The organism is Gordonia sp. GONU (assembly GCF_024733855.1).
GTDB classification, from domain to species: domain Bacteria; phylum Actinomycetota; class Actinomycetes; order Mycobacteriales; family Mycobacteriaceae; genus Gordonia; species Gordonia amicalis.
Genome location: NZ_JANRHB010000029.1, coordinates 21,036 through 41,142 on the forward strand (window position 1 = coordinate 21,036; position 20,107 = coordinate 41,142).

The following is a 20,107-nucleotide window of genomic DNA, read 5'->3' on the forward strand; positions in this document are numbered from 1 at the left end:
GGGTCAGCCGATCCTCGCTCGCGACCCGAGAATGCCCTGGGGCCGGATGGTCAGGATGATGATCAGGATCAACAGGCCGCCGATGTATTTGAGGTCGGGACTGAGGATGTACGTCGACAGCTGGACGAGCAGTCCGACGATGAGGCAGCCGAGCAGCGCGCCGTAGGCGGTGCCGAGACCGCCGAGGGTGATGCCCGCGAACATCAGCAGCAGGAGCTTGAAACCCATTTCCCACTGCACGCGGCCACCGAGTTCGGAGAGCGCGAACATCACGCCGCCGAGCGTTGCCAGCCCGCCGGCGAGTGCCCACACGAACAGGATGACGCGGTCGACGTCGATGCCCGACGACTCGGCGAGATCCTTGTTGTCGGCGACGGCGCGCATCGCCTTGCCGATCCTGGTGCGCTGCAACAGCAGAGCCACGCCGAGCAGCACGACGATGCAGATGATGATGCAGGCGAGATTGACCGGTGTGATCGCGAACGGACCCGACCCGATCTGGGTCTGCGCCTGATAGTCGTCGAATGGTTCGGCCCGGTCGGAGAAGAAGATCAGGATCAGATACCGCATCACCAGGGCCAGACCGATCGACACGACGAGCATGGCGATCAGCCCGGTTCGTCGTCGTCGCAACGGTCTCCAGAGGCCGAGCTCGTTCAGGATGCCGATGCCGACGCCGACGATGACGGCGAGGATCGTCGCCGGTATCAGCTGCAGCCCGACCCTCACGTTGAACACCCACGCGACGACGGCTCCCAGTGTCACCAGCTCCCCGTGGGCGAAGTTGGTCAGGCCCGTCGTACCGAAGATCAGGCTGAGCCCGACGCCGGTGATGGCGATGATGAGGCCGAAGCGGATGCCGTCGATCGCCAGGCGCGTGAGTTCGGAGACCGCCGACACCTCGGTGCCGGTTCGGACCTCGCCGAACGAGAAGATGACCGGCCGGGCGGTCCCACCGCTGACATCGACCGGTAACTCGGACTTCTGGACCTCGACATCGTCTGGGAGAGAACCGGTGTCGACGACGATCGTGTACTTTCCGGGTGGGACCATGACCGACCAGGCGCCGGTCGCGGACGAGGTCGCCGTCCCGACGACGCTGCCGGCGGCGTCCTTGGCCTCGAGTTTCACACCCGCGACCTTCTCCGTGCCGTTCCGCAGGACGCCGAAGACCCGCACCTCGTCGGGAGCGGCGTCGGCCGACGGGGTCCCGAACAGCCCGCACAGGATCGATGCCGCGATGAACAGCAGGATGGTCGATGCGGTGCGCCGGGTGGAAGTCCTGCGTGTCGGTGATCGCCGAGATGGCGGGCGGGAGGACGGTGAACGGGTCTGGCAGGCGGGCTGGCACTCGGTGCGATGCGCGTGAATCCGTTCGGTGTGGTCATCGGACACGAGTGGGGCCTGCCGGTCAGGCTCTGTCATCGAGGGTGGTACCTCCCTGTTGACCCGTGCGGGTTGGCATCGGTCGGCGCATGAGCCCGCCGGTGTTGCTGTGCGGCGGGTCACTTGGGGAACTTAGCCGCAGCATCGTCGCCACGTGACGACAACGACGTTTCCCGGAAGTTACATCTGCGGCGCGACGCGATCGGTTCGATCGACGCAATGTCGTGTCGGCTCGACGATCGCGCCGTACGCTGGTCGGATGGTGCCGGTGACCATCACGCAGACCAAAGACGTCGAACTCGCGAGTGCGTTGCTCGCACAGGCCTTCGCCGACGATCCGGTGACGGTGTGGATGGACCCCGACACGTCTCGACACCGCGCGATGTTCCGCACGCTGCTGGTCCACAGTCACGGACGAGGTTCGACGCTCGATCTCGCGATGCGCGACGGGCAACCGGTCGGTGCGGCCGCCTGGGACCCTCCTGGGCACAAGATCTCGACGTGGGCTCAGATCGTGTCGTCGTGGGAGTTCTTCCGTACTCTCGGGTCTCGCGTCAACCGCGGGATCAAGCTCGAGACGGAGTTCGCGAAGTATCGTCCCAAAGAACCCCACTGGTATCTGGGGCAGATCGGTGCCCCGGTCAAAGGTGCCGGCATCGGCACGGCGCTGCTGACGCACCGGCTCGAGCAGATCGACGGACCCGCGTACCTGGAATGCTCCAATGCTCTCAACGTGCCGCTGTACGAGCGGTTCGGCTTCCAGGTCACCGAGGAGTTCGAACTGCCGCTCGACGGCCCGAAGGTCTGGGCGATGTACCGCCCGATGTGACACCTGGTCCTCCACCTCCGAGTCGATCACCCGGCGGGCGGGGTCCGGGTGTCGGAACGGATCACTAGACTCAGCGACTGTGAGTCCAGCGCAGAGTTCCCCGGCAGCAACCCGTACCGGCAGCAAGGTCAAGACCAAGCAACCGGTCCTCATGCTCCTCGACGGACATTCCCTGGCATATCGGGCGTTCTTCGCGCTCCCGGCTGAGAACTTCAAGACGCACTCCGGGCAGACCACGAACGCCGTCTACGGCTTCACCTCGATGCTGATCAACCTGCTGCGCGACGAGGAGCCGACCCACATCGCGGCCGCCTTCGACGTCTCGCGGAAGACGTTCCGCTCGGAGATGTACCCGGAGTACAAGGCGCAGCGCTCCAAGTCGCCCGACGAGTTCAACGGGCAGGTCGACCTCACCAAGGAGGTTCTCGACGCGCTGGGCGTCACGGTCATGGCCATCGAGGGCTACGAGGCCGACGACATCATCGCGACCCTCGCGACCCAGGCCCGCGAACAGGGTTTCAAGGTGCTGATCGTCACCGGTGACCGCGATTCGCTCCAGCTCGTCGACGCCTCGACCACGGTCCTCTACCCGCGCAAGGGTGTCTCGGACCTCACGCGTTTCACCCCCGAAGAGGTGGAGAAGAAGTACGGTCTCACCCCGGCGCAGTACCCGGACTACGCCGCACTGCGCGGCGACCCCAGCGACAACCTGCCCGGCATCCCCGGGGTGGGGGAGAAGACCGCGTCGAAGTGGATTCGTGAATACGGTTCGCTGGCCTCGCTGGTCGATCACGTCGACGAGGTGAAGGGCAAGGTCGGCGACGCCCTGCGTGCTCATCTCGCCTCGGTGCAGACCAACCGTCAGCTCACCGAACTCATCCGCGACATGCAACTGCCGGCCGGCCCCGACGACCTCGCGATGGTCGGCTGGGATCGCGACCGAATCCACCAGCTCTTCGACGACCTCGAGTTCCGCGTCCTGCGCGACCGCCTGTTCTCGACCCTGAGTTCCGTTGAGCCCGAGGCCGAAGCCGGATTCGACCTCGACGGTTCGGTCCTCGGTGCCGGTGAGGTCGCGAGCTGGCTCACCGAACACGCCCGAACCGGCCGAACGGGTCTCGCGGTGACCGCGCCGCACGTCGTCGTGGGCTCGGACCCGACCGGTCTGGCGATCGCGGCCGCCGACGGCTCGTCGGCGTACGTCGATGTGACCACGCTGACGCCGGAAGACGATGCGGTACTGGCCAACTGGCTTGCCGATCCCGACGCGCTGAAGGCTGTTCACGAGGCCAAGTGGGCGGTGCACGCGCTGCGCTCGCGCGGCTGGAAGCTCGACGGGGTCACCAGCGACACCTCGCTGGCCGCATATCTCGTCCGCCCCGGACAGCGGACCTTCAACCTCGACGACCTGGCCCTGCGGTATCTGCGCCGGGAACTGCGCGCCGACACGGGTGCGGGTGACGGCCAGATGTCACTGCTCGACGACGACACCGAGGGCAAGGTCGCCGAACAGCACATGCTCGAGGCGCGGGCGGTACAGGAACTCGCCGACACGCTCGACATCGAGCTCGACCGCATCGACTCCAAGCCGCTGCTGACCGAGATGGAGCTGCCGCTGTCGTTCGTGCTGGCCGACCTCGAGGCCGCCGGCATCGCCGTCGACGTCGACCACTTCAATGCACTCGCGCAGATGTTCAACGACCGGATTCGTGCAGCCGCGGAATCGGCCTACGAGGTCATCGGCGAACAGATCAACCTGGGCTCGCCCAAGCAGTTGCAGACCGTGCTCTTCGACAAGCTCGACATGCCGAAGACCAAGAAGACCAAGACCGGTTACACCACCGACGCCGACGCCCTGCAGTCGCTGTACGAGAAGACCGAACATCCTTTCCTCGCACACCTTCTCGAGCATCGCGACGCCACGAGGCTGAAGGTCACCGTCGATGGTCTGCTGAAATCGGTGGCGGACGACGGTCGCATCCACACCACCTTCAACCAGACCATCGCGGCCACCGGCCGGTTGTCGTCGACCGAGCCGAACCTGCAGAACATCCCGGTCCGCACCGAGGCCGGACGCGAGATCCGCCGCGGCTTCATCGTCGGCACCGACCAGGCGTCCGACGTCAACTACGAAAGTCTGATGACCGCCGACTACAGCCAGATCGAGATGCGGATCATGGCGCACCTGTCGGAGGACGAGGGACTGATCGAGGCCTTCAACACCGGCGAGGACCTGCACAACTTCGTCGGATCGCGTGCCTTCGGGGTGCCGATCGACGAGGTGACCATCGAGATGCGTCACCGCGTGAAGGCGATGTCGTACGGACTTGCCTACGGCCTCAGCGCTTTCGGACTCGCGGCACAGCTGAAGATCAGCCGCGAGGAGGCCAAGGAACAGATGGAGGCGTACTTCGCGCGCTTCGGCGGCGTGCGTGACTATCTGCACGATGTGGTCGCCGAGGCCCGGCGCAACGAGTACACCGCGACCCTGTTCGGCCGCCGGCGTTACCTGCCCGACCTGAACAGCGACAACTGGCAGCGGCGCCAGTCCGCGGAGCGGATGGCGCTCAACGCACCCATCCAGGGCACCGCGGCCGACATCATCAAGGTCGCGATGATCAACGTCCACAAGCGATTCGTCGCGGAGAAGCTGACATCGCGGGTGCTGCTGCAGGTCCACGACGAACTCGTGGTCGAGGTGGCGCCCGGCGAGCGGGACGCGGTGGAGGCCGCGGTGCGCGAGGAGATGGGTAACGCCATCACGCTGTCGGTCCCGCTCGAGGTGTCGGTCGGGTTCGGTCGGTCCTGGGACGACGCGGCCCACTGATGGTCTCCTCGCCCAGGCGGGTCGGTGTTCTCATCGGCGACGGCATCGGTCCCGAGGTCGTGCCGGCCGCGATGACGGTGGCCGACGCGGCAGCGGCCGTGGAGGGCTTCGGGATCGCTTGGGAGGAACTCCCGTTCGGTGCCGCCGCCATCGCCTCCCACGACGACGCGGTACCCGATGCGACGCTGTTGGCCCTCGACGACCTCGGTCTGTGGATCGTCGGGCCGCACGATTCGGCGTCGTACCCGGTCGAGCACCGCAGCCGCACCCCGGGGGCGGTGCTGCGCACCAGGTACGGACTGTTCGCCAATCTCCGTCCCGCCAAGGCATTTCCGGGCGTGCCGGCGACGAAGCCCGACATCGATGTGTTGATCGTCCGGGAGAACTCCGAAGGCCTCTACGCCGACCGCAACATGACCGTGGGCAGCGGTGAGTTCATGCCGACCCCGGATGTCGCACTGGCCGTGGGGCTCGTGACCCGGTCGGCCAGCGAGCGCATCGCGCGGGTCGCCTTCGAAGCGGCACGGGACCGCGCTGATTCCGGTCGTCCGGCACGGCTGACCATCGTGCACAAGGCGAACGTGCTGCGCCTGACCACGGGCCTGTTCCGCGACGCGTGCCGGGAGGTCGGCAAGGAGTTCCCCGACGTGGAGGTCACCGAACAACACGTCGACGCCATGGCGGCGCTGCTCGTCCGCCGACCCGCCGACTTCGACGTCATCGTCACCGAGAGCCTCTTCGGCGACATCCTGTCCGACCTGGCGGGCGAACTCGCCGGCTCGCTCGGGATCGCCGGTTCGGTGAACTGTTCGACGACCCAGGTGATGGCGCAGGCCACCCACGGAGCCGCCCCGGACATCGCCGGGCGGGGCGTCGCGAATCCCGTCGCCATGGTCGCGTCGGTGGCCATGGGGTTCCGGCGCTACGGGCTCATCGCGGACGACCCGGGACTCATAGCGGCTGCCGACCGCATGGATTCGGCGGTCGCCGGCACCCTCGCGGCCGCGATCGCGACCGCCGACCTGGGCGGGACGGCGTCGACCACCGAGTTCGTCGCGGAGGCGGTCCGGCGGGTGACCGGCCCGTGACGCGCACGCGGACGTGCGTGAACTCCGGGTGGTCAGCCGGTGGGACGGGTGGCAACTACAGTGTGTTGTCTGACCAGGTGATCGTTCGAGATCGAAGGGATGTGTTGTGACACGGGCCTCGACGCGGGTCGACCGACGTTCCCTTCGACCACGCGTGGCCCGGTTGCTCGGCGTGCTCCTGACGCTCGCGGTCGTGGTCACCGGCTGTGTGAACAACGAGGAACGCGAGCGCGCCAACCAGGTGACCCCGATCAACGTCGACGTCGCGAAGGTGCCGGCGATCGCCGCGCTGGTTCCGCCGGAGATCGCTCGCACCGGTCGGCTCGTCGTCGGCGTCAACGTGCCATACCAGCCCAACGAGTTCAAAGGACCGGACGGCAAGATCATCGGATACGACGTCGACCTCATGAACGCCGTCGGCAAGGTCCTCGGCCTGACGCCGGTGTACAAGGAATCGCAGTTCGACACGATCATCCCGTCGGTGCAGGCGGGGACGTACCAGCTGGGCATGTCGTCGTTCACCGACACGCTCGAGCGGGAGAAGCAGGTCGACTTCGTGACCTACTACAGCGCCGGCGTGCAGTGGGCACAGGCCGCCGACTCCGACGAGGCCATCGACCCGTCGAACGCGTGCGGCAAGCGGGTCGCGGTGCAGACCACCACCTACGAGGACACCGACGAGATCCCGGCCAAGAGCGCCGAATGCGTGGCCAGAGGTCTCCGGCCGATCGACAAGGTGAAATTCGACAGCCAGGACGAGGCGGTCAACGCGCTGATCCTCGGCCGGGTCGACGCGATGTCGGCGGATTCGCCGGTCACCGCCTATGCGATCAAACGCACCAACGGAAAGCTCAAGGCCGCCGGTGAACTGTTCGACTCGGCGCCTTACGGATGGCCGGTTCGGAAGGGTTCCGGCTTGGGGCCCGCGCTGCAGAAGGCCGTGCAATATCTGATGGACAACGGACAGTACGACGAGATCGCGGCCAACTGGGGCCTGCAGGAGGGGATGATCGATGTCTCCGTCATCAACGGAGCGGTGAGCTGAGATGACCTCACCGCAGACCGACACCACCACCACGACCGGCGAGCCCGAACCGATCAAGGCGGTACCGCTTCGCCGACCGGGGCAGTGGATCGCCGCCGTCATCATCCTCGTGCTGGCGGCGCTGTTCGTCTACGGGGCCGCCACCAACAAGGCCTACGCCTGGGGCACCTACGGCCGCTACCTGTTCGACGAACGCGTGCTGTCCGGCGTCGGGTACACGCTCGCACTCACGGTGCTGGCGATGACGATCGCGATCGTCCTCGGTGTCGCCCTCGCCATCATGCGGCTCTCGCCGAATCCCGTCCTGCGCGGCACCGCCTGGGTGTACCTGTGGATCTTCCGCGGCACACCGGTGTACGTGCAGCTCGTCTTCTGGGGTCTGTTCCCGGCGATCTACAAGCAGATCGACGTCGGCATCCCCTTCGTTCACCAGTTCGCGTCCTTCGACATCCAGACCCTCAACGCCGCATTCCTGTTCGCGGTCATCGGCCTCGGTCTCAACGAAGCCGCGTACATGGCCGAGATCGTGCGCGCGGGCGTCTCGTCGGTCGGCGAGGGACAGTCCGAGGCGTCGATCGCATTGGGCATGTCGTGGGCGCAGACGATGCGCCGGACCGTGCTGCCGCAGGCCATGCGGGTGATCATCCCGCCCACCGGCAACGAGTTGATCTCCATGCTCAAGACCACGAGCCTCGTGGCAGCGGTACCGCTGACCCTCGACCTCTATGGACGGGTGCGTGACATCTCCGGCGTCAACTTCGAACCGATCCCGCTGCTGCTCGTCGCCTCGACCTGGTACCTCGTCGTCACCAGCATCCTGATGGTCGGCCAGTACTACGTGGAGCGCCACTACTCACGGGGCGCCACCCGCGCGCTGACCGCACGACAGCTGAAGGCGATGGCCGACGGGCAGGCGGCTGCGGCCGACGACGTCGCGGGCGGACCGGGAGCAGGCCGCACGACCGGGGGAGAGAACGCATGAGTTCCGCCGAGACACCGATGGTCCTCGCCGACCGGGTGTGCAAGAGCTTCGGATCGGTCCAGGTCCTCAAGGGCATCTCACTCGAGGTCGCCCGGGGCGAGGTGACGTGTCTGATCGGTCCGTCCGGCTCGGGCAAGTCGACGTTCCTGCGGTGCGTCAACCATCTCGACGTGGTCAACGCCGGCCGGCTCTACGTCGACGGTGACCTCATCGGCTACCGGGAGCGCAACGGCAAGCTCTACGAGATGAGCGCCAAAGCTGCTGCAACCCAACGCCGCGACATCGGCATGGTGTTCCAGCACTTCAATCTCTTCCCGCACCGGACAGCCCTCGAGAACATCATCGAGGCGCCGATCCAGGTGAAGAAGCAGCAACGGGCCGAGGCCATCGAACGGGCCGAGTACCTGCTCGAACGGGTCGGTCTGTCGGATCGTGCCGACGCCTATCCGGCGCAGTTGTCCGGCGGTCAGCAGCAGCGCGTCGCCATCGCCCGGGCCCTGGCGATGGAACCCAAGCTCATGCTCTTCGATGAGCCGACCTCGGCACTCGACCCCGAACTCGTGGGCGACGTCCTCAACGTGATGCGCGAACTCGCCGCGTCGGGAATGACCATGGTGGTCGTGACCCACGAGATGGGATTCGCGCGCGAGGTCGCCGACCAGCTGGTCTTCATGGACGGCGGCGTCGTCGTGGAGAAGGGTGACCCGCGCGAACTTCTCGCCAATCCGCAGGAGGGGCGGACGCGGGAGTTCCTGTCGAAGCTGCTCTGAGGCCGGGACCCCGGCTCGTCATGCAGGTTTGTGGCTACAGAAGATCGCGGTGCCGGGGAAATAGCGTCCGCGAAATGGGCTCCACTGCCCCCATTCGCGATCGTGATCGTCAGGCCACTCGGGTTCGATGATGTCGTCGAGGATGAATCCGGCCGCCCGGAGCTCGCGCACCCGGTCGCCGATGGTCCGGTGGTGCTCGACGTAGGTGATCTGACCACTCGGGTCGGTTTCGGTGTATGGCGTCCGGTTGAAGTACGGGATGTGCACGGTCAGCCCCTCGGGCCCCGGGTCGTCGAGGAACATCCACCGCATCGGATGGTTGACCGCGAAAACCCAACGGCCGCCGGGCTTCAGGACGCGGGCGACCTCGGCCATGACGCCGGCGGAGTCGGCGACGAAGGGGATCGCGCCGAAGGCCGAGCAGGCGGTGTCGAATGACTCGTCGGCGAACGGAAGCGTTTCGGCGGTCGCCTGGATCAGCGGCACGTGCACCTCGTCGGCGTCCATGGCGTCGAGTCCGATCCCGAGCATGCGACGGGACAGGTCGACACCGACGGCGTGCGCGCCGTGCGCCGCCAGCCAGCGGGCGCATGGTGCTGAGCCGCAGCCGATCTCGAGGATCGTGCGGCCCTGGATCTCGCCGAGAAGGCCGGCCTCGGACTCGCGGACACCTTCGGGACACCACACGAAGTCGCCGCCCCCGGTGTAGGTGCCGAGGAAGGCGCCGTGCTCGTCGTGGTAATTCTCCGCGTCGTGGTCCCACCACCAGCGGCTGGCCCGGTCACTTGTCGCGGAGTCGACGTCGCCCAGGACGCGTGGAGGTCGTACGGAGGTCTCCTGTTCGGTGGTCTCCGAGTTCTCGCGGTCGTCGTCCTTCGTGGGCATCCTGCGATGATAGGTCCCCGTCCGGTTCGGCCCGGCGGCGGCAGAGCCGGTCGAGCGGACGGGGGACCCGATCACCACGGACGCGTGCGCGGTGTCACCGGGTGCCGGGGACCGGTTCGTCGGATGTGAGGTCGGAACGGGCCGGTTCGGTCGCGTTCGGCGACTGCGGTGCGTGGCGGATGGCGATCATCATGGCCACGCCGACCGCGGCCGTGAAGACGCCGACGGCGAGGTACTGCCACGACCGGAAGGGGCCCGGCAGAAATGCGACTGTCGCGATCCACCAGGCGAAAGTCATCGTCGTGAAGCACTGCCACATCAACAGGGTTTGACCGCGGAATGATCTGCGGCGCAGTGTCATCGACGGGCCGAACAGTGCATATGACATGAGAGTCAGCGCCGAACTCGCGAGGTAGAGCGGGTCGTCGAACAGGAGTCGCAGATACTCCCACGCGAGGATGGAACCGGTCGTCGCCGCGATGATCAGCAGAGTGAACTGGAAAGGGGACCACGCCGGTGCCAGTTCTCGACGGCCGTACCGGATGAGCTGGGCGAAGAACACGAACTCCAGGAGCGCGGCGCTCAGCAGGCCGAGCCAGAACAGCTGGAGGAACCAGTGGTCATAGGTGAAGAACCAGTCACGGAAGCGGACGACATAGGCGATGTCGTGGGCAAACCAGAAGAGGGTGCAGGCCAGCGGTATCGAGTAGCTCGAGTCGCGGCGGGCGACCCGTGCTGCCTCGATCAGCCACACCGTCTGGCAGAGCATCGCCACGCCCAGCCCCACCAGCAGTCCGACAGCGTTGGCGTCGATCGCCTCGAGAAGTCGATCTGGTGTATAGGTCACGCGTCTCCTACCGTCCGGCGCCGGCCCAAAACCCGGCACCCAAAAATAGTCGCATGACAAATTATTTATCGTCAAGGCATGTGTTGGGCCTAGGGCAGTCGGGCGGGTCGAGTGACGTCCGGGTCACGGGATGAGTTCGTAGAACCGGAAGAAGCCGAAACCCGCGATCGGCAACACCTCGACGCTCTGTAAGCCGGCCTGCTCGGCGTAGGACCGGAGGGTGGCGGGTCGCATCACTGTGCCGGTGGCCACCGAGGGCGGCGAACTCATCGAATCCGGTAGGCAGACGAAGAGTGAGAACCCGTACAAGGCGCGGGCCAGGGCGATGGTCGAATGACCCGCGCCGAAGCCGATGTCGGCGATCTTCGCGTCCGGTCGCGACAGTCGCTGATGGAGGTGGGTGACCCCGCCGAGAGCGGGCCCGAGTTCGGTGTCGAACCACGGCTTGTTGAGTGCGGCCTGGCATTCACGCGCGTCCGCTCCGAGTTGTTCCCAGCTGACACCGCCTCCGGTGCGATAAGCATCGAGCAGTTCGGGCAGCCGGCCGAACGAGGCGGCGAACATCCGGGGCAGCGCGCCCAGATAGGAACGGCTCGAGGTGTCGGTGAGGACCTCGGCGACGCCGGGGGAGATGGCGAATGTCGTTGGGGTGCGGGACAGGTCGGCAGCGAGGATGCCGAAGGCCGCCTGCATCTCCAACCATTCGCGTGCGTACCGTGCGTCGGTGGTGGTCCGGGCGGCGAGATCGGCTGCGGTGAGTGGTCCATGATCGGCGAGGCACTGATACCAGCCGAGGCGCTCCCCGAGGTAGACGCTCATGGTCTCCGCGGTGGCCAGCGTGGAGTCGAGGAATCGCTCGGCGAATTCATCGGCACTCGGCGCCGTCGGTGCGTTGGTCGTGCGGTGCGGACTCTGTTCGGGCGGCTCGGTGCCCTCGGGTGTGATCGACATGATCGAACGATGGCAGCGTTGGCTCTCGAGCCGGTCACGGTGCGGTTTCGACTCGGTCCGCAGGTCCTCTCCGCCTCAGCACGCCCGCCCGGCCACCACGTGTTCGGTTCGGGCGTCGGGGTCCCAGCGCCGCAATGCGGTGAACGTGCAGATCCGGTCGGGTTTGCCCAGCGACTCGAGTGTGCCCAGTGCTTCGCCGACCTGTGTGAACGACAGGCGTCGGGCGAGGGTGATGTGCGGGGTCCAGGCGCCTGGGTCCACATGAGCGAAGGTGCTCGGTGTCGGGCCGTCGTCCTCCACGTCCTCGTCGCGGTGGGCGGTGTGCTCGCGAACCGTCCGTGCGACCTGGGCATGCAGCGACAGCAACTCGGTGCTCGGGACGACGAGCAGCGCGAGCGTATGGCGCGACCCATGGCCGAACACGATGGGCGCACCGATGATGCAGTTCAGTGGGAGACGCTGGGCGGCGGGGCCGAGGGCGACGTCGGCGGCCGTCGCGATGTGGCGGGCCGCCAGCAGGGTGACGTGTGGACGGTTGGTGTCCGAACGGATGCGCTGGGCGCTGGGCAGGCCGGCGTCGGCGAGCGCAGCCCAGCGGTGCCGGAACCAGTGGTCGGTATCGTCGTCGGGTAACAACTCGATCGAATGTGCCACGGATGTAGTGAACCAGAGCTCTCCCGCTGTACCGGGTGATCCAGCTCGCGATCGTGCACCAGGAAAAGGCGGGCGGGCACCGACTGTGCACTGTGTCCGGACGGCACGTGTCCTCGGTTCCCGGTGGCCCGGAGTGGACGTCCCACCGGTGGTCTCACGGCCATTTGCCCAGCACAACGCCGCTGGAGTAGGCTTGACGAACGCGCGTGTGCTCGGTGACGCGCGACAGGCACGCGCCCCGATCGAAATGCTTCTGATCAGGGGTTTCATGCCGTGAAATACCTCAAGAACCGTACCTACTACACACCTGTCCGGAGCAACTCAACATATGTCGTCCCCCACGATCACCTCGCCGCAAGTAGCCATCAATGACATTGGCACTGCCGAGGACTTTCTCGCCGCCATCGACTCCACGATCAAGTACTTCAACGATGGCGACATCGTCGAAGGCACGATCGTCAAGGTCGATCGGGACGAGGTTCTGCTCGACATCGGTTACAAGACCGAAGGCGTCATCCCTTCTCGCGAACTGTCGATCAAGCACGATGTTGACCCCAACGAGGTCGTCAACGTCGGTGACGAGGTCGAGGCCCTGGTCCTCACCAAGGAGGACAAAGAAGGTCGTCTGATCCTCTCCAAGAAGCGTGCGCAGTACGAGCGGGCTTGGGGCACCATCGAGGAGCTCAAGGAGAAGGACGAGGCCGTCAAGGGCACCGTCATCGAGGTCGTCAAGGGCGGCCTGATCCTGGACATCGGCCTGCGCGGCTTCCTCCCGGCATCGCTCGTGGAGATGCGTCGCGTCCGCGATCTGCAGCCGTACATCGGCAAGGAGATCGAGGCCAAGATCATCGAGCTCGACAAGAACCGCAACAACGTGGTCCTGTCGCGTCGTGCATGGCTCGAGCAGACCCAGTCCGAGGTCCGCAGCGAGTTCCTGCACCAGCTCCAGAAGGGCCAGGTCCGCAAGGGCGTCGTGTCCTCGATCGTCAACTTCGGTGCGTTCGTCGATCTCGGCGGCGTCGACGGTCTGGTCCACGTCTCCGAGCTGTCCTGGAAGCACATCGATCACCCGTCCGAGGTCGTCGCCGTGGGCGACGAGGTCACCGTCGAGGTCCTCGACGTCGACCTGGACCGCGAGCGTGTTTCGCTGTCGCTCAAGGCCACTCAGGAAGACCCGTGGCGTCAGTTCGCCCGCACCCACGCTATCGGCCAGATCGTTCCGGGCAAGGTCACCAAGCTGGTGCCGTTCGGTGCGTTCGTCCGCGTCGACGAGGGCATCGAGGGTCTCGTCCACATCTCCGAGCTGGCCGAGCGCCACGTCGAGGTGCCGGATCAGGTTGTCGCCGTCAACGACGATGCAATGGTCAAGGTCATCGACATCGACCTCGAGCGTCGTCGTATCTCGCTGAGCCTCAAGCAGGCCAACGAGGACTACACCGAGGAGTTCGACCCCTCGAAGTACGGCATGGCCGACAGCTACGACGAGCAGGGCAACTACATCTTCCCCGAGGGCTTCGACGCCGAGACCAACGAATGGCTCGAAGGCTACGAGAAGCAGCGTGAGGCATGGGAGGCCCGGTACGCCGAGGCCGAGCGTCGCCACAAGATGCACACCGCCCAGATGGAGAAGTTCGCTGCTGCCGCAGCCGAGGCTGCCAACGCCCCGACCGACTACTCGTCGGCTTCGGAGAGCCGCGGTGGCGCGTCGAGCAGCACCAGCGGTTCGTCCGCCGGCGGCTCGCTGGCCAGCGACGAGCAGCTCGCCGCCCTGCGCGAGAAGCTGTCGGGCAACGCCTGACACCTCTGCTCACTGAGCACACGAAAGCCCTCCCGGGATTCCCGGGAGGGCTTTTCGTATGTCCGAGTTCAATCGTCGTGCTCGGATGCCGTCGTGATCTCGTAGTAGTCGGCGACGTCGAAGGCGGTCAGCGACACCCACCGGGATCCTGGCGAGCAGGTGCCGGAGTCCGTCGGCGAGTCGTCGGTCGCTGCCCGGAAGTCCCGTAGCTCCAGTGCCAGTGACGGTTGCCGATCGACCGCAGCCGCCACCGCGTAGAGCCCGGCCAGAATGTGCAGGCATCGGTCACCGCGTGCCCGGCATGAACAGTCTGTGACGTCGAGGACCGCAGGCGACCACGCACCCGACTCCTTCAGCCGACGGTGGACCTCGTCGGACGGTTCGGCCGACGAGCCCAGCAGGTCGCGGAGCACGACGGCTGTCGTGGAGGTCATCGCCGAGAACTCCAGGTGTGCGACCGATGCCTCGCCACCGCGCTGGACCAGTCCCTCCACGTGCCGACCGTCGACGGTCAGGGTGACACCCCCGTTGCGGGCGATGCTGCGGGCCCGCGGTGCCAACGGGTTCGGGGTCCGGGTCGAGAGCGGTTCGGCGAGCCGGACGATCTCGGCGCCCCACGCGGTGAATCCGAATTCGGCTGGAGTCGTGGTCATTCCGCCTCCCGGATTGCCGGGTCCAGACTTCGGTTGCGCCGGAGGACGGTGATGAGGCGTTCGTCGCTGAGCGCGGTGAGTTCTGCGAGAGCCGAGGACTCGTCGGGATGTGCGCTGAGCGCCGCCTTACGCCGGTGGAGGTTGTCGATGTGTTCCTCCAGCGTCGTGGCGGTCGTCAGCGTGGTGACGGTGACCGGTCGCTCCTGCCCGATCCGATGGACACGATCCGGTGCGGGAAGACGGACGGGGCGACCACCCGAAGGATCGCCCACAACTCGTCGAGACTGTTCTCGATCGGCGTGCCGGTCAGGGCGATCCGCGCCTGCGCATCGACGCGGCGTGCCGCGCCGGTGTACACGGTGAGTCCGGGTGCGAATCGGGTGATCTCATGCGCCCAGTTGGTGACCAGGCTCGTCGGGCACACGACGAGTTGCGGTCCGGTCTCGACGCGGAGCGACAGGAGGCCCACGGCCTGAACCGTCTTGCCCAGTCCCATCTCGTCGGCGAGTACCGCTCCGCCTTCGGATTCGGCGGTGGATGCCAGCCACGCGACACCCCGGACCTGGTAGGGCCGTAGCTGCGCACGGAGGCGATCGCGGAGGAGTTGATCGGTGGTGAGGCATGCGCGCATCGCCGTCCGAGCGAAATCTGCGGTGGTCATCGCCGTGCCGGTCGGATCGACCTCGGCATGGGCGGCGAGCGGGAGAGGAGTCTCGTCCTCGCCCCGAAGGAGTTGCTGCCAAACCTGTACCGAAGGCGCATCGGATGCCTGGGTGGCAAGGGCGTCGACGTCGACGAGGTCGCACGACACGTCGCGGACCACGAGGTGACGCCCGGCCGGGACCGCGAGACGGCACGTGTTCGAGCGTGTCCCGGAGTCGTGGGACGACCAGATCGCGAACTGGTGCAGGTCGGGGAGGTAGGTGGCCTGTGTGGTCAGCGGAACTCCTCACTTGGTACGGTGTACGGAATTAGTCTCCGTACACCGTACGGGAAAGGGATGCACATGTCGACTGCCGAAGACGCGCGGACCCTTGTGCGCTTGCTGTGGCGCGGAAGTGCCGAGCCAGAAGTGCCGAAACGCGGTCCGCGACAACGGGTCACCGTCGACGAGATGGTCGCCAAGGCGATCTCGCTCGCCGACGATCGAGGTTTGAACGCGCTCTCGATGCGGGCGCTAGCGGCCGAACTCGGTGTCGGCCCGATGACTCTCTACACCTACGTGCCCACGCGAGATGTCCTCGTTGCTCTCATGGTGGACCATGTTGCCGGCGACTCGCCGATGCCGAGCTCGACGACGACGGTTCGGGAATCCCTCGCCTCGGTCGCACGCGTGCTGCGAGCGGAGTACCTGGCACATCCCTGGTTGCTCGATGCCAACCCATGGCGTCAGGTTCTCGGGCCTCACCGTCTCACCCGCTACGAGCGGCAACTCGAAGTCCTCGAATCCCTGGACATCTCCGACCTCGATCGCGACCACATTCTCGCCCTCCTGGTGGCCTTCGTGACCGGCAACGCCCGGGATGCGCTGGCCGCTGGCGCCGCGGCGACCGTCAGCGGCATGACCGACGCCCAGTGGTGGGAGGTGGTCGCTCCCGAACTCGACGCGGTGATCCCGGACGGAAAGTTTCCCCTCTCGGAACGCGTGGGAACTGCGGCCGGCGAACGTCATCAGGCGCCGGGTGCTCCCGACGAAGTATTCGACTTCGGCCTGGTCTGCCTGCTCGATGGTTTGGAGCCACTCATCGGCGACGACTGAGGTTCTCTCGCGCGGATGGTGGCAACCATGCGTTGTTGACAATCATTTTCATTAGGTTGTTCACTGTCCGAGTGCTATCACCACGGACAACCCTGACCCGTTCTCTCGCGCTGCTCGCTGCAGCCTCCTTCGCACTCGTCGCATGCGGGGACTCCGACCCCGGGGAGGCGGCGCGCCACGGGGATTCGTCGACGCCCCCGGCGGAACGGCACAGTGCGACGCCGCGTCTCAGCCTCAGTTACGACGGCGGAATCCTCGTTCTTGACGCGACCACGCTCGAACAGGTCGCCGACTTACCGGTCGACGGATTCGTCCGTCTCAACAGCGCGGGCAACGGGCGGCATGTCCTCGTCTCCGAAACCGGCGGGTTCCGGGTCCTCGACGCCGGAACCTGGACCAAGGCGCACGGCGACCACGGGCATCACTACACCGCCGAGCCTTCTCTCACCGAGATGCGCTTCGGCGGAGCAGAACCCGGTCACGTCGTGGTCCACGACTCGCGCATCAGCCTCTTCAGCGACGGCGCCGGGCAGGTCGACATCGTCGAACCGGCCGAACTACTGCGCGGCAACCCGGTCGCCACCACGTTCACGGTCGCGCAACCCCACCACGGGGTCGCGGTGTTCCGCGGCGACGGATCGGTCGTCGTCACGCGCGGAGACGACGAATCGCGCAGCGGCATCGCAATTCTGGACAAGGAGCGGACCGAGATCGCCCGCAACGACGAATGTCCCGGCGTTCACGGCGAGGCCGCCGCGTCCGCCGGCCGCCTCACCTTCGGCTGTGAGGACGGCATCCTGATCGTCGACGGCAACAACATCCGCAAGGTGGCCAGTCCGGACCCCTACGGCCGCATCGGAAACCAGGCCGGTGACCATGGATCGCCGATCGTGCTGGGGGACTACAAGAGTGACCGGGACGCCGAACTCGAACGGCCGACCCGATTCTCGCTCACCGACACCCGTACCGGCGAGCTCCGACTGGTCGATCTCGGCACCTCGTACAGCTTCCGGTCGCTGGAACGTGGCCCCGGGGGGTCTGCGGTGATTCTCGGAACCGACGGCGCGCTGCATGTCTTCGACGTGGAATCCGGGACCCGCACGGCTCGAATCCCGGCGATCGGGGAGTGGAGCGAACCCGACGAATGGCAGTCGCCGATGCCGAATCTCGTCGTGCAGGACGGTGTCGCCTATGTGAGTGAACCGGCGTCGAAGAAGATCGTCGCGATCAACCTGGAGACGGGGGCGAAGGTCGTCGAGGCGGGCCTGCCGTACGAGACCGTCGAACTCGCCGCGGTCACCGGCTGACCCGGCGCGACACACTGGTGCAGCCGGTGTGCGCGAGGCGTCGGTGGGTTTGCCAGACTGGTGACGTGATCAGGCTTGGACTGACCGGCGGCATCGGCGCCGGCAAATCGACCGTGGCAAAGACCTTCGTCGAACGGGGCGCGTACATCATCGACGCGGACAAGATCGCCCGCGAGGTGGTCGAACCCGGGTCGGACGGTCTCGCCGCGCTCGTCGAGGCCTTCGGCTCGGACATCCTGTCCGCCGACGGCAGCCTCGACCGACCTGCGCTCGCGGCCAAGGCGTTCGTCGACGACGAATCGCGGAAGACGCTCAACGGGATCACCCACCCGCTGATCGGCGCACGCACCCAGGAGTTGCTCGAAGCGGCGCCCGACGATGCGATCGTCGTCCAGGACATCCCGCTGCTGGTGGAAAACCACACGGCGCCGTTCTTCCATCTCGTGGTGATCGTGTTCGCAGACGCCGACGTCCGACTGCATCGCCTCACCACGATGCGCGGCGTCGACGAAGCCGATGCGCGAGCGCGAATCGCGGCTCAGGCCACCGACGAGCAGCGGCGCGCGGTCGCGGATGTCTGGCTCGACAATTCCGGATCGGCCGACGATCTCGCGGCCGCCGCCGCGCGGGTCTGGGATGACCGGCTCGTACCGTTCGAGGCCAACGTCCGTGCACGCCGAGTCGCCGAGCCGGTCCCCGGACTCGTTGCGGCCGAACCCAATCCGGACGGTCCGGCGGTGCGACTGGTCAACCGGCTCTGGGCGATCGCGGGCGAGCGGGCGACGGCCGTCGAGATCACCGACGCGGCGAAGAGCGAACTGCGAATCACCGCACGCGACGATGCCTCGTCGGCGGAACTGGTCGACCTCCTGGCGGTCGGTGGGTTCGCTCCCGTCGAACCCGGCGTCCACGGGTCCTGCGACCCGGGACGGCCCGCAACCATACGCGTCGAGACCGCGTGAGGCGTTCAGCAGAACTGACTACGAATGTTGCCTAAATGGGCCGCATGGCGTCCTCTGCGCTGTTAGCTTTGCCAACACGCACCGATCGCGGTGCGGACGATCAAGCTGTCATGCGCTGTGAGGAGCACACATGTGGGGTCCGGGGAATTCGAATCGCGTGCGAGCCGTCATCGGAGGTATCGCTGTGGGAGCGGCGGTCACGGCCGCCGCGGTGACCGCGGCGCCGGCGAATGCAGCCCTGCAGGGGATCGCCGTCGACACACTGCCCGGCTACGGCTCGTCGGCGAACGGTTCGGCGAACTACGGCATGTACGGGACGGGTTGTTCCTACAAGCTGTCGGTGATCGTCGGTGAACCCAAATCGGCCAAGTCGACGTTGAAGATCACGTCCACCCGCGCCGGCCGGACGGTCACGATCTACAACGCCAAGCCGACAACCGTGGAGATCAAGCCGAACTGGCGGCCCACCGAACCCGGACGTCATGTGCTCACCGCGAGCCTCGACGGCGTGGTCAAGACGCGGACCGTCGACGTCGGAACCGGAGTGCAGCTGCCGCAGTTCATCCGGAACGGGGCATGCTTCGTGCTCCCGACCTACTGAGATCCCCCGACCTACTGGGATCCCCGATGTACCGGGACCCCCGACCCGACTGGGTCTACCGGCCGTAGCCGGGCCGGTGGTCCCGGAAGAACACCACGCCGCCGGCCGCGTCGTCGAGCCACGCCTGCACATCGTTGCCGTGCGCGGCCGCCCCGACGAGCGCGCGGGTCGCGATCTCGACCGCCTCCACGCACCGGGTGTTGTCGAGCAATCCGCACCGGTGCGCCTCGAAGATCTCGTCGACGTCGATGAGCTCCAGCGGTGAGCCCGGCACGTCGACGAGGTCGAGGTACCAGTCCTGGGCGTACCAGCGGCCGCGTTCGTCGGGTCCGGCGAACCGCCCGATGTCGAGGTACAGACGCTGATCCGCCCGATAGCCACCTTGATAGTGAAAGATGTTGGCGCGCAACCCCAGTCCTGGGAGCAGCCACGACTCGAGGTGGTCGAACCGCGGGTGACCGGGCGCGGGGCGCGACATGTAGAGGCCGTAATCGGTGACGCGGTACTCCTCGACCTCGCGGACGAATCCCTTGTTGTCGGTGTTCGTCATGGCGGGCACATCGAACACCTCCCGCTTGGGCGGGTGCATCGAATGGGTTGCGGTGGCCGGCGCGGCGGTGGTCGGACCGCTGTTGCTCGTCATGCCCCGAATGTAGTGGCGGCCGCCGCCGAACTCAGCCCGAAAACCGGAGTTGTTCCCGGTCTGCGTCCCGCCTCGGACCCGGGGGCCGCGACCGCGCGGGAACACTCCTGTCGTACGGCG

General features: G+C 66.7%; 19 protein-coding genes. 11 read left to right on the forward strand and 8 right to left on the reverse strand.

What is annotated here, in order from left to right; genetic code table 11:
- Nucleotides 1–3: 3 nt before the first annotated feature.
- Nucleotides 4–1,425 (reverse strand): branched-chain amino acid ABC transporter permease, encoded by a 1,422-nt coding sequence (locus tag NWF34_RS19925; protein ID WP_258325909.1) that lies wholly within the window; start codon nt 1,423–1,425, stop codon nt 4–6.
- Between the two features lie 220 nt (nt 1,426–1,645).
- Here NWF34_RS19925 and NWF34_RS19930 point away from each other — a divergent pair, with 220 nt between their 5' ends.
- From NWF34_RS19930 to NWF34_RS19955, 6 genes are all read left to right on the forward strand, one after another.
- On the forward strand, nt 1,646–2,215 hold the full coding sequence (locus NWF34_RS19930; RefSeq protein WP_024498730.1) for a GNAT family N-acetyltransferase: 570 nt from the start codon (nt 1,646–1,648) through the stop codon (nt 2,213–2,215).
- 79 nt (nt 2,216–2,294) lie between these two features.
- Nucleotides 2,295–5,042, forward strand: coding sequence for a DNA polymerase I (gene polA, locus NWF34_RS19935; RefSeq protein WP_258325910.1), 2,748 nt, complete (start codon nt 2,295–2,297; stop codon nt 5,040–5,042).
- Complete coding sequence (locus NWF34_RS19940) at nt 5,042–6,130, forward strand: isocitrate/isopropylmalate dehydrogenase family protein (protein ID WP_258325911.1); 1,089 nt, start codon at nt 5,042–5,044, stop codon at nt 6,128–6,130. Before polA ends, NWF34_RS19940 begins: the two co-directional genes overlap by 1 nt.
- Before the next feature lie 106 nt (nt 6,131–6,236).
- Nucleotides 6,237–7,175 carry an ABC transporter substrate-binding protein gene (locus NWF34_RS19945; protein WP_258325912.1) on the forward strand — a complete coding sequence of 313 codons (939 nt, stop codon included), beginning with the start codon at nt 6,237–6,239 and terminating at the stop codon, nt 7,173–7,175.
- 1 nt (nt 7,176) lies between these two features.
- A complete protein-coding gene (locus tag NWF34_RS19950; RefSeq protein ID WP_024498727.1) occupies nt 7,177–8,157 on the forward strand; it encodes an amino acid ABC transporter permease in 981 nt (326 codons plus the stop codon).
- Nucleotides 8,154–8,927, forward strand: a complete 774-nt coding sequence (locus NWF34_RS19955) for an amino acid ABC transporter ATP-binding protein (protein ID WP_309148652.1) — start codon at nt 8,154–8,156, stop codon at nt 8,925–8,927. Before NWF34_RS19950 ends, NWF34_RS19955 begins: the two co-directional genes overlap by 4 nt.
- Nucleotides 8,928–8,945: 18 nt before the next feature.
- Here NWF34_RS19955 and NWF34_RS19960 read toward each other — a convergent pair whose 3' ends face one another.
- The 4 genes from NWF34_RS19960 to NWF34_RS19975 form a co-directional block, all read right to left on the reverse strand.
- Nucleotides 8,946–9,812 carry a class I SAM-dependent methyltransferase gene (locus NWF34_RS19960; protein WP_258325913.1) on the reverse strand — a complete coding sequence of 289 codons (867 nt, stop codon included), beginning with the start codon at nt 9,810–9,812 and terminating at the stop codon, nt 8,946–8,948.
- 94 nt (nt 9,813–9,906) lie between these two features.
- On the reverse strand, nt 9,907–10,659 hold the full coding sequence (locus NWF34_RS19965; RefSeq protein ID WP_024498725.1) for a hypothetical protein: 753 nt from the start codon (nt 10,657–10,659) through the stop codon (nt 9,907–9,909).
- A 123-nt stretch (nt 10,660–10,782) separates the two neighbouring features.
- Entirely contained in the window at nt 10,783–11,610 is an 828-nt protein-coding gene (locus tag NWF34_RS19970; RefSeq protein WP_024498724.1) for a hypothetical protein, read from the reverse strand.
- Between the two features lie 75 nt (nt 11,611–11,685).
- Complete coding sequence (locus NWF34_RS19975; protein WP_024498723.1) at nt 11,686–12,264, reverse strand: 2'-5' RNA ligase family protein; 579 nt, start codon at nt 12,262–12,264, stop codon at nt 11,686–11,688.
- Between the two features lie 328 nt (nt 12,265–12,592).
- Between NWF34_RS19975 and rpsA the strand changes: the two genes are divergently transcribed.
- Nucleotides 12,593–14,062, forward strand: coding sequence for a 30S ribosomal protein S1 (gene rpsA / locus NWF34_RS19980; protein ID WP_024498722.1), 1,470 nt, complete (start codon nt 12,593–12,595; stop codon nt 14,060–14,062).
- 68 nt (nt 14,063–14,130) lie between these two features.
- On the opposite strand, the gene NWF34_RS19985 is transcribed toward rpsA, so the two are convergent.
- A complete protein-coding gene (locus tag NWF34_RS19985) occupies nt 14,131–14,715 on the reverse strand; it encodes an SWIM zinc finger family protein (protein ID WP_024498721.1) in 585 nt (194 codons plus the stop codon).
- A gap of 175 nt (nt 14,716–14,890) precedes the next feature.
- Nucleotides 14,891–15,526 (reverse strand): SNF2-related protein, encoded by a 636-nt coding sequence (locus tag NWF34_RS19990; protein ID WP_258325914.1) that lies wholly within the window; start codon nt 15,524–15,526, stop codon nt 14,891–14,893.
- Between the two features lie 195 nt (nt 15,527–15,721).
- On the opposite strand from NWF34_RS19990, the gene NWF34_RS19995 reads away from it, so the two are divergent.
- The 4 genes from NWF34_RS19995 to NWF34_RS20010 all read left to right on the forward strand — a co-directional run bounded on the left by NWF34_RS19995 (nt 15,722) and on the right by NWF34_RS20010 (nt 19,344).
- The gene (locus NWF34_RS19995; RefSeq protein WP_024498719.1) at nt 15,722–16,474 is read left to right on the forward strand and encodes a TetR/AcrR family transcriptional regulator; all 753 of its coding nucleotides are present in this window, start codon (nt 15,722–15,724) and stop codon (nt 16,472–16,474) included.
- 71 nt (nt 16,475–16,545) lie between these two features.
- The gene (aztD, locus tag NWF34_RS20000; RefSeq protein WP_258325915.1) at nt 16,546–17,781 is read left to right on the forward strand and encodes a zinc metallochaperone AztD; all 1,236 of its coding nucleotides are present in this window, start codon (nt 16,546–16,548) and stop codon (nt 17,779–17,781) included.
- A gap of 65 nt (nt 17,782–17,846) precedes the next feature.
- Nucleotides 17,847–18,743, forward strand: a complete 897-nt coding sequence (gene coaE, locus NWF34_RS20005) for a dephospho-CoA kinase (RefSeq protein WP_258325916.1) — start codon at nt 17,847–17,849, stop codon at nt 18,741–18,743.
- A gap of 130 nt (nt 18,744–18,873) precedes the next feature.
- Complete coding sequence (locus tag NWF34_RS20010) at nt 18,874–19,344, forward strand: hypothetical protein (protein WP_269551367.1); 471 nt, start codon at nt 18,874–18,876, stop codon at nt 19,342–19,344.
- A gap of 55 nt (nt 19,345–19,399) precedes the next feature.
- On the opposite strand, the gene NWF34_RS20015 is transcribed toward NWF34_RS20010, so the two are convergent.
- Nucleotides 19,400–19,987 (reverse strand): DUF402 domain-containing protein, encoded by a 588-nt coding sequence (locus NWF34_RS20015; protein ID WP_258325918.1) that lies wholly within the window; start codon nt 19,985–19,987, stop codon nt 19,400–19,402.
- Nucleotides 19,988–20,107 lie beyond the last annotated feature (120 nt).